Below are 9,839 nucleotides of genomic sequence, written 5' to 3' on the forward strand. Positions count from 1 at the left end.
ATAAATATCTTTTTATTATATTATAATTTACTTAAAAATAGTTATTTATATTTAGTTTTTAACTTTAAAATATGATTTAATTAATTTATTTATAAAAAAAGTATTAATTTTCGATGTGATTATATTTTTATAATGATTAATCATTACAATTGTATATAACTTTATTCTCCTATTTAAATATTTCTTTTAGCGACTGATAACAAACCCTTTTTATATATTAAAGTACATATTATAATTCATAATACTTTGAACTATTCTTATGGTGGGATTCATTAGTATTATAAAAATTTAATAAAAAAAGGGATAAAGAGGTTGATAATATGAGTTCATCTTTTAAAAGCCCAGTAGATACTGCAAAAGCAATTTCTGCAACTGCTGGCGCAAAAAACTCTGCAAATATTGTTAATGTGATTTTACTCTCCTTTTTAGCAGGAGCATATATCGCATTTGGAGGTTTATTAGCTGAAGTCGCTAATGCAGGTATGGTAGCTGCAGGTTTACCAATTGGATTATCCAAATTTGTATTCGGTGCAGTGTTCCCTGTAGGTTTGATAATTGTTGTACTCGCTGGTTCTGAATTATTTACTGGTAACGTAATGTTCATGACCATCGGTGTATTAGATGGTACCGCTTCTATCGGCGGTCTCGCTAAAAATTGGGTATTAAGTTGGTTATTCAACTTCGTAGGTGCATTATTCGTTGCATACGTTCTTGCATTTATGGGTGGAATCATTACATCCGATCCAGCTATTCAAGCAGGTGCTATTAAAGTAGCAACTGGTAAAGTTGGTATGAGCTTTGATGTAGCTTTAATTAAAGCTATTGGTTGTAACTGGTTAGTATGTTTAGCTGTATGGTTAGCTAACGCATCCGACGATATCATTGGTAAAATCTTTGGTATTTGGTTCCCAATTATGGCTTTCGTAACTATCGGATTTGAGCACAGTGTAGCAAACATGTTCTTCATACCATTAGGTATGTTCTTAGGTGCTGAAGGTGTAAACTGGACAACTATTATTGTTAATAACTTAATTCCAGTAACCATTGGTAACATCATTGGTGGTGCTATATTCGTTGCTTGTATCTATTGGTTCACATACCTAAAAGAATAAGCTAGTAAATACTATTAAAGAAGCTTTTTAAAGCTTCTTTTTTTTTTAATTAACATAAATAATATATTATTTGGAGATTATAAAATGGTTGAAATAAAATATGTTCCAACAATCTGTCCTTACTGTGGTACTGGTTGTGGACTCAACTTCGTTGTAAAAGACGAAAAAATTGTTGGTGTAGAACCTTTAAAAAGACACCCTGTAAACGAGGGTAAAGTATGTCCAAAAGGAAACTTTGGATACCAATTTATTAATAGGGAAGACAGATTAACTACTCCTTTAATAAAAGAAAACGGTGAATTTAGAGAAGCATCTTGGGATGAAGCTTTAGACCTTGTTGCTAACAAACTCAAAGAAGTATCTGATGAAGATCCAAACAAAGTTGGATTCTACGCATGTGCTCGTTCACCAAACGAAAATATCTATATTACTCAAAAATTAGCAAGAGTAGCTTGTGGTACTCAAAACGTAGACCACTGTGCACGTATTTGTCACGGTCCTACTGTAGCAGGTTTAGCTACCACTTTCGGATCAGGTGCTATGACCAACGGATTCGACAGTGTTAAAGAAGCTGACTACATCTTCTGTATTGGATCAAACAACATGGAAGCACACCCATTATTTGGACGTAAATTAATCCAAGCTAAGCAAAATGGTGCTAAATTAGTTGTATTAGACCCAAGATTCACTCCTACTGCTAAAATCGCAGATGAATATGTTCAATTTGAAACTGGTACTGACGTAGCTTTAATGAACGCTATGATTAAAGTCATCATCGACAAAGACTTACAAGATGATGAATTTATCGCAAACAGAACCAAAGGTTTCGAAGAAATGAAAGAAACCGTACAAAAATACACTTTAGATATGGCTTCTGAAATTACTGGTATTAAACCTGAAGTAATTGAACATTTAGCTGTAGAATACGCATCTGCTGACAAAGCAGCTATCGTATACTCCTTAGGTATTACCGAACACTCTCACGGTGCTGACAATGTAATGTCCACTGCAAACCTTGCAATGTTAACTGGTAACATTGGTAGAGAAGGTACTGGTGTAAACCCATTAAGAGGACAAAACAACGTACAAGGTGCTTGTGATATGGGTGCATTACCTTCCGATTACGTAGGATACAGAAAAGTTAAAGACCCAGAAACTACTGCATGGTTCAATGACTACTACAGTGGAGAAGGTTACGAAGTTAACTTACCAACCAAACCTGGTTTAACTTTAGTAGAAATGATGAACGCTGCTCACGCTGGTGACTTAAAAGTATTATACATCCACGGGGAAGACCCAGTTCTTTCTGATGCTGACGTAGCTCACACCAAAGAAGCACTTGCAAACTTAGAAATGTTAGTTGTACAAGAATGTTTCTTAACCGATACCGCACAATGTGCTGATGTTGTATTACCTGCAGCAGGTTGGGGTGAACAAGAAGGTACCTTCACCAGTGGTGAAAGAAGAGTACAATGCTTACACAAAGCACAAGAACCACCTGAAGGTGCATGGTTAGATTGGAAAATCATGGAAGAAATCGCTGTCAGAATGGGCGTACCAAGACCATTATTCCACTATGAATCCGCTGAAGAAATCTTCGACGAAATCAGAGAATGTGCTCCTATCATGGCTGGTATGAACCGTGAAAGATTAGACACTCCTGAAGCACTTCACTGGCCTTGTCCTTCCGAAGACGACCCATGTCAACCATTAATGCACAAAGAAAAATTCGCACACCCTGATGGTTTAGGTGTCTTCCAAGCATTAGAACACAAAGGACCTGTTGAAACTGTAGATGAAGAATACCCATTATTATTAACCACTACTAGAGTATTGTTCCACTACCACGCAGCAATGACCAGAAGATGTGAAACCTTATCCAATGAGGTAAAAACAGGATTCATCGAAATCAACACTAAAGATGCTGAAGCAAGAGGAATTTTAAACAACGAAGTAGTAAGAGCATTCTCCAGAAGAGGAGAAATCGCAATTCCTGCACGTGTAACTGATGATATCAGAGAAGGTATCGTAAACATTCCAATGCACTTTGCAGAATGTGCTGCTAACGTATTAACCAATTCCGACTCTTTCGACCCTAAATCTAAAATGGTTGAATTAAAAGCTTGTGCTATCCAAGTAGAAAAATTCGATGAAAAAGTAGAAATCAAAAACGAGCTTTACAAAGAAGGTACTGACACCGAAGTTAAAGCTGAAGATATTTCAACTACCACTGTACAAGTAGGTAAATAAATGGGGAGTAGATTTAAATGAGCGCAAAAATTAACGATATGTACTACGCATACTCTGCTATTGACGATATCAAACAAAAAGGAGAGTACGGTGGAGTAGTAACTACCATCATGAAATACTTATTAGAAGAAGGTATTGTAGATGGTGTTGTTGGTGTAACCGAAGGTCACGATATTTACGACGGTGTACCAACCCTCGTAACTGACCCTGCTGAAGTTATTAAAACTGCAGGTTCCATTCACTGTGGTACTTTAAACATTGCTAAATTTGTATCCAAATACTTAGATGGTGCAAGAGACATGAAACTTGCTGTAGCATGTAAACCATGTGATGCAATGACCATCCGTGAATTAATGAAAAAAGGCAAAATCATCGAAGATAACGTAATTATGATCGGTGTTAACTGTGGCGGAACAATGTCACCTGTTCCAACCATGAACATGATTAGAGATGTATACGAATTAGATCCTAAAGATGTTATCAAAGAAGAAATTGCTAAAGGAAAACTCATCATGGAAACTGCTGACGGTGAAAAAGGTTTCAAAATTGATGAATTAGAAGAACAAGGTATGGGTAGAAGAGAAAACTGTCAAAGATGTAATCTCAAAATCCCTTCCAACGCAGACTTAGCTTTAGGTAACTGGGGAGTTATCGGTGAATTAGCAGGTAAAGCTACTTTTGTTGAAGTATTCTCAGATAAAGGTGCAGAAGTATTAGACAAAGTTATTGAAGCTGGTTTAATTGAAACTGCTGAACCTATTGAAAAAGGTATCAAAATCAGAGAAAACATTAACAACTTTATGCTTAAAGAATCTCAAGCTAAAAAAGATGTTGATTACGCAGGTACTACTGGAGACATTATTGACGTATTCTATCAATACGAAGATGAATTCTCTAAATGTATGAAATGTTACGGTTGTCGTGAAGCATGTCCATTATGTTTCTGTGAAGACTGCTGTCTCGAAGCTGAAGGTCCTGAATGGGTACCTGGTGGATACACTCCTGCTGCTCCATTCTTCCACTTAACACGTTTAGTACACATGGTTGACGCATGTACCAACTGTGGTCAATGTTCCGAAGTATGTCCATGTGAAATCCCTGTTGCTAAAGTATGGAGTACTGTAAACAACAAAGTAAGAGAAATCTACGGATACATCCCAGGTATGGGTAGTGACGAACCACTTCCATTCACTGATCACGTATCCAAAGCTAAATGGTTATAAGGATTCTTTCCTTATTTCCAATTTTCTTTTTTTTATAAATATTGACTTAACAATGTTATATTTTCATGAAACAATATTTAATTTTCATGTTTTAAATGATAAAAAATTTAGGAATTAAACGGTTCACGCTTATTAATTCCATTCATGAAAATTTCTTCCAGTTCTTCCTCATTTGCACCATTTCTGACATGAGAAATTAATTCGACAAGATTATCATTTCTTAAAAGGCATGGCTTTATTTTACCGTCGGGTGTTATCCTCAATCTGGAGCATTTTGCGCAGAATTTAGCATTGTCAACTGGCTTGACTACCTCAATTTCTCCACCGTCTATGTAATATTTTTTACGCCCTTGCATAAATTCACGTTCTCGCACATCATCAGCTATATCAGCTAACTCTTTTTCGATGTCATCGAGATTATAGTGATAGTCCGCACTGAACTTGTCGTCCTCACAGTTTTCACTTTCAATTAATTCAATCAGCTGAAGGACAATGTCATTCTCCTTACAGAATTTGAACATGTCGTCAATCTCGTTCTGGTTTATGTCCTTCATTATAACCATATTAATCTTGACTGGATACAATCCCACTTCAACAGCTTTAAGTATTCCTTTTTTGGCATCTTCAAGATAATCCTTTTTTGTGATAAATTCGAATGTTTCACGGTTAAGGGTGTCTAAGCTCACGTTAACTCTGTGAAGCCCTGCATTCTTTAAATCCTGAGCGTATTTTTCCAGTAGTGTTCCGTTGGTTGTCATTGAAATGTCCTTAAAGTCGAGACTTGCTATTTTTGCAACTATTTCAACGATGTCCTTTTTAAGCAATGGCTCTCCGCCTGACAACCTTATTTTTCTAACTCCAATCTTTTTGGCGATTTTGCAGATGGTGTAAAGTTCATCAGCAGTCATTTCATCCTTTGATTTGACCATTCCATCATGGTGGCAATACAGGCAGTTTACGTTACATCTGTTTGTCAGTGTGATTCTTAGTGAAAGAATCGGTCTTTCATATTTATCCTTAACAACGTCTTCTAACATATTATCATTCTTCCACTTTAATTTTTATCTCTCTAATTTCATCATCAATTTTTAAGGAATTAACGATTGCAAATATTGTCTCTTTGAGAATTCCTTGGGTAAAATCATTAATTTGAACATCATGACCGTTTGTTTTAAGTGTTATTTCAGCATTGGTCAATTCATTTTTAATATTACTTATTTCAATATCAATAGTCCTGACGTTAGGTTCTGTTTTGATTGCATTAATCATTCCCTTAATTGAATTTGAAACGATGTTTTTTGTGAAACTGTTTATCTCAAGGATTTTATCATTGATTAAAATCTTGCAGTCAGCTTCGATTGCATGACTGTCATTTTCATTAGGTATTATCAATTCCACATTTCCAATTTTTTCAACGCCGTAGTCCTTGATGTTCAATGTATTTATCACGCCGATAACACTTTGCTTTAAGTAATCGCTTACGAACCTATTGAGTCCAACAACCTTGCCATCTATTGACATATAGCTTTGAACGCTGTCCAAGTCATCGACTGTCAGATTGCCTTTTCTTATTTCACTTGCAATGGCCTCGCCGTCATTGTATCCACAGTTGTTTGCAAATAACGTGTCTACTATATCATGACCTTTCTCTTCTATCAGGTCAGCAAGTTCACTTATTTCTTCATCTGTTATTCTAAAGGAATCCACTTCTTTTATGGTGTATTCGTCTTTAACGTTTGGTGATGTTATAATTTTTGGGTAATTGTATCTTTTGTATCCTTCAATTATTACAAAATCAAAGTCGTCAAAGTGTTTGAGCAGGAATAGTATCCTATTGAGGTCATGTTCCTTTCGTGCATTAAAAAATGTAGTGGATCCAACACCAACCACTAGATTTGAACCTGCCTGCTTGTGTTTCCAGGTGTCGGTGTTTTCCTTATCCATTTCTATGGAGTGGTGAGAATGCTTTATTGAAGCAACGTTGTAGCCTCTTTTTGTTAACTCTTCAATAACTTTGACTGTCAGCGAGGTTTTTCCAGTATTTTTCTTACCCACGATAGATACAATTTTCATTTTATAATCCCCTATAATAATATAATATATGTTTTTGTATTAATTATATCTTTTTGATAGGCATGTGTAGTTACTACACATTTTTATAAAATGGAGTGTTTTTATTACATAATTTTCGGATTGTAAAATTTCGAAATAGAATATTTTTTCTGAATTTTCGAGAATTTCAACAATCTCAATAATGCTGAAAAAATTGAGGATAATTCTGTTTTTTAGGTTTTTCTCAATTTTCAATAGTTTTTCAAAATTTTATGTGTAGTTACTACACAATTTAGGCAAACCTAAAAATTTTTTACAATTTTTCATGAATTTGTAATACTTTTTTGATAGATTTTTATTACAAATTTTTATAAAATTTATTATTTATTCAATATAATTGGACCTATAATGCTTTATTTTTTTATTAAATTTATTTATATTCTTTTGTTATAATTATAAAATTTTTTAATTATTTTATAACTGCTATTGACTTATATTTTCCTTTATTTTAAACTTAATATGTGTAGTTTTACCACAGTAATATATAATAGTTTCTATTTAATTCTAGTAGGTAACTATATTTATATAAGTAAATATATTTTATATCATTACACATGGTGGTTCAAATGCCAAAACATATTGCATCTGGTCTAAAGTATTTGGCTGCGGTCAAGTTGAAGGATGCTGGTAAAAGTCATCAAGCAATTGCTGACGAGTTAGGTGTTGACAGGTCTACCATATCTCATTACCTGAATGGTAGAAATTTATCTTGGAACTCAATTGATGTTGCAAGGACTATCATTGACTTATCTCCCAGAGATTTCTTGAAAATGGCCGAGGCAATATTTGACGAACCAGAACAGAGTCGAAAAATTGTGAATATTTGCAGAGAAAGAAATTTCGAAGTAATTATAGAAGATTCCTGTATTGGTTGCGGCTTATGTGTAAATGCATGTACGATGAGAGCTATTAAATTAGAGTCATTACAAGCACATGCAAACTCCATACAATGTTGCGGTTGTCAGCTATGTAGCGAGGATTGCCCAACTAATTCTATAAAAATTTTGGAGATTGAATATGATTAGAAATTTAAAAGAGGTTAAAGACAACAACTTTGACATCACAAGAGCTGCTGAAGAAGTCAGAAACTTGTCTTTCAACGACCACGTATGTTTAGGTTGTGGGATTTGTGAATCAACTTGTCCTGTTGAAGCAATTACCTTAAATGCAATTGCTGTAGACGCACGTCACAGAATCTCAAACGACGTATACTTCAGTGGTCACGAAAAGATTGCTCAAAACTTCAAAGACGACTTTGATGTTCAAAGAATAAGCATTGACGAAAGTAAATGTGTATTATGTGGTATGTGCTCCGGATTATGTCCTGTTGATGCATTAGTATTAACTATTGACGGAACACCAATCAAAGAAATCGACGCATATCCTCATTACAACGCTTTCTCAGAAATTGATGATGATGAATGTATTTACTGTAAAAGATGTGAAATCGCATGTCCTCGTGATGCAATTGTCATTGAAAGAATTTTACCAAACCGTGCTGATTTAGTAACTGGTGAAATCGATGTAGACGAAGACGAATGTATTTACTGTGGTGTATGTGAAGAATTATGTCCTGCAGAAGCAATCGTTGTTGATAAAGAAACTGGAAAAGAATCTATTGTCATCGACAAAGATGCATGTGTATACTGTTTAGTATGTAAAAAATCTTGTCCTACTAACGCTATTAAAGCAATCTGTAGAGCATGTAACTATGGAGAATACGACTTAGATCCTGCAAAAGCTGCAGTTAAAGGAAACTCTGTCATTGACTCAGAACTCTGTGTATTCTGTGGATGGTGTGAAGGAGTATGTCCAACTGATGCTGCTAAACATAAAAAACCATTCCAAGGTTCTATTGAAATCGATGATGATAAATGTCAAGCTTGTGGAGCTTGTGTAGATATTTGTGGATGTAATGCATTAGCATTCCCTGTATCCTCAGGTCCTGGTTCTAGAATGGAACACGTAATTGCTAACAATGATTACTGTGTAAAATGTAAAGCTTGTGCTAAAGCATGTCCTAACGGTGCAATTACTGTAACAAGAACTGAAATCGACCACACACCTATTAGCTCAACTACTTGGAAAGAAGCTTTAGATGCAATTAAAGATTAGGTGATTAGATGGAACTTAAAGTTAATCAAGATAATTGTTTAGGATGCGGGATTTGTGTAATCGCTTGTCCTGTAAATGCTGCTATCAGTCCAGAAAATGCTGGTGGTAATGGTGCTAAGACTGAAGAAGTTATTATGATGGTAGAAAACGGTTTTATCAAACTTTTCAGTCCTGAAAAATGTGAAGAATGTGGAACATGTCAAATGTTTTGCCCAGTAAATGCTATATGGTTAGAATAGGGGGATTAATTTATGCATTATGCTAATACTTATTTAGAAAGACCTGTAGTGCCTGATGTAAAAATTACTGGTGAAGGAACAACCGATGTTTTAAAATGCATGTTAAACACCGGATCTGACATCTATCAAGGTGCTTGTAAAAAAAGAGGATCCACTTTAAAAGAAGAATACAAAAACGCTTCAGGTACTTGTTACATGGATCCTAGAGATATGGCAAAATTAGGTGTAAACAACTGGGATACTGTACTTGTAAAAACCGATTTCGGTGAAGTAGTAGTAAACTGTGCAGTATCAAGAGATGCACCTCACGAAGGAACTGTATTCATTTGTAAAGGACCATGGGCTAACACCATTGTAAGTCACGACACTTACTGCTGTTCTGACCCAACCTACAAAGGAATCAGATGCACTGTCGAAAAAACCGACAGAAAAGTATTACTCATGGCTGATTTAATGAGATGGGTATACAAAAAATATGTTGATGAAGAAGATGATGATGTTGTTGAAAACATGGAATCTTTAGGTGAATTACCTGTTTATCACGGACGTAAATGGGAGGAGTTGATTGACCATGACTTATGAACCACCTGTAACTGATTATGATTACATTGTTGAAAATTGTACCTGTGCATTCTGTGGTTGTAACTGTGACGATTTAGATTACTTAGTAAAAGATAATCATGTAGTTGCTGTTAGACACGCATGCAGATTAGGAGCAAGTAAAATTATGGAAGATATGGATCAAAGATTACTTGTTCCAATGATTAGGGATGAAAACGGAGAACTCA

Annotated in this window: 9 protein-coding genes and 1 pseudogene; 8 read left to right on the forward strand and 2 right to left on the reverse strand. The window is 35.0% G+C overall.

All coding sequences use genetic code 11. The annotated features are described in order from the left end of the window. Nucleotides 1-320: 320 nt before the first annotated feature. From Q0P94_RS09965 to Q0P94_RS09975, 3 genes are all read left to right on the forward strand, one after another. A complete protein-coding gene (locus tag Q0P94_RS09965; RefSeq protein ID WP_295116176.1) occupies nucleotides 321-1,112 on the forward strand; it encodes a formate/nitrite transporter family protein in 792 nt (263 codons plus the stop codon). 84 nt (nucleotides 1,113-1,196) lie between these two features. After that, entirely contained in the window at nucleotides 1,197-3,362 is a 2,166-nt protein-coding gene (fdhF, locus tag Q0P94_RS09970; protein ID WP_295116178.1) for a formate dehydrogenase subunit alpha, read from the forward strand. A 17-nt stretch (nucleotides 3,363-3,379) separates the two neighbouring features. Further along, the gene (locus Q0P94_RS09975) at nucleotides 3,380-4,585 is read left to right on the forward strand and encodes a Coenzyme F420 hydrogenase/dehydrogenase, beta subunit C-terminal domain (RefSeq protein ID WP_295116180.1); all 1,206 of its coding nucleotides are present in this window, start codon (nucleotides 3,380-3,382) and stop codon (nucleotides 4,583-4,585) included. 107 nt (nucleotides 4,586-4,692) lie between these two features. Here Q0P94_RS09975 and moaA read toward each other — a convergent pair whose 3' ends face one another. Both moaA and mobB read right to left on the reverse strand, forming a co-directional pair. Continuing rightward, a complete protein-coding gene (gene moaA, locus Q0P94_RS09980) occupies nucleotides 4,693-5,622 on the reverse strand; it encodes a GTP 3',8-cyclase MoaA (RefSeq protein WP_295116182.1) in 930 nt (309 codons plus the stop codon). Nucleotides 5,623-5,626: 4 nt separating this feature from the next. Beyond that, a complete protein-coding gene (mobB, locus tag Q0P94_RS09985; RefSeq protein WP_295116184.1) occupies nucleotides 5,627-6,658 on the reverse strand; it encodes a molybdopterin-guanine dinucleotide biosynthesis protein B in 1,032 nt (343 codons plus the stop codon). 593 nt (nucleotides 6,659-7,251) lie between these two features. Here mobB and Q0P94_RS09990 point away from each other — a divergent pair. From Q0P94_RS09990 to Q0P94_RS10010, 5 genes and pseudogenes are all read left to right on the forward strand, one after another. Continuing rightward, entirely contained in the window at nucleotides 7,252-7,722 is a 471-nt protein-coding gene (locus Q0P94_RS09990) for a 4Fe-4S binding protein (protein WP_295116186.1), read from the forward strand. Next, nucleotides 7,715-8,812 carry a tungsten-dependent formylmethanofuran dehydrogenase subunit FwdF gene (fwdF, locus tag Q0P94_RS09995; RefSeq protein ID WP_295116188.1) on the forward strand — a complete coding sequence of 366 codons (1,098 nt, stop codon included), beginning with the start codon at nucleotides 7,715-7,717 and terminating at the stop codon, nucleotides 8,810-8,812. Before Q0P94_RS09990 ends, fwdF begins: the two co-directional genes overlap by 8 nt. An 8-nt stretch (nucleotides 8,813-8,820) precedes the next feature. Next, nucleotides 8,821-9,051: a ferredoxin family protein gene (locus Q0P94_RS10000; protein WP_292743149.1), complete on the forward strand. Its 231-nt coding sequence runs from the start codon at nucleotides 8,821-8,823 to the stop codon at nucleotides 9,049-9,051. 12 nt (nucleotides 9,052-9,063) lie between these two features. After that, nucleotides 9,064-9,633: a molybdopterin dinucleotide binding domain-containing protein gene (locus Q0P94_RS10005; RefSeq protein ID WP_295116191.1), complete on the forward strand. Its 570-nt coding sequence runs from the start codon at nucleotides 9,064-9,066 to the stop codon at nucleotides 9,631-9,633. After that, nucleotides 9,623-9,839: pseudogene (locus Q0P94_RS10010) on the forward strand (formylmethanofuran dehydrogenase subunit B); the annotation flags it as partial. The gene Q0P94_RS10005 and the pseudogene Q0P94_RS10010, both read left to right, overlap by 11 nt.

Source organism: uncultured Methanobrevibacter sp. (genome assembly GCF_946184425.1).
Lineage (GTDB): Archaea > Methanobacteriota > Methanobacteria > Methanobacteriales > Methanobacteriaceae > Methanocatella.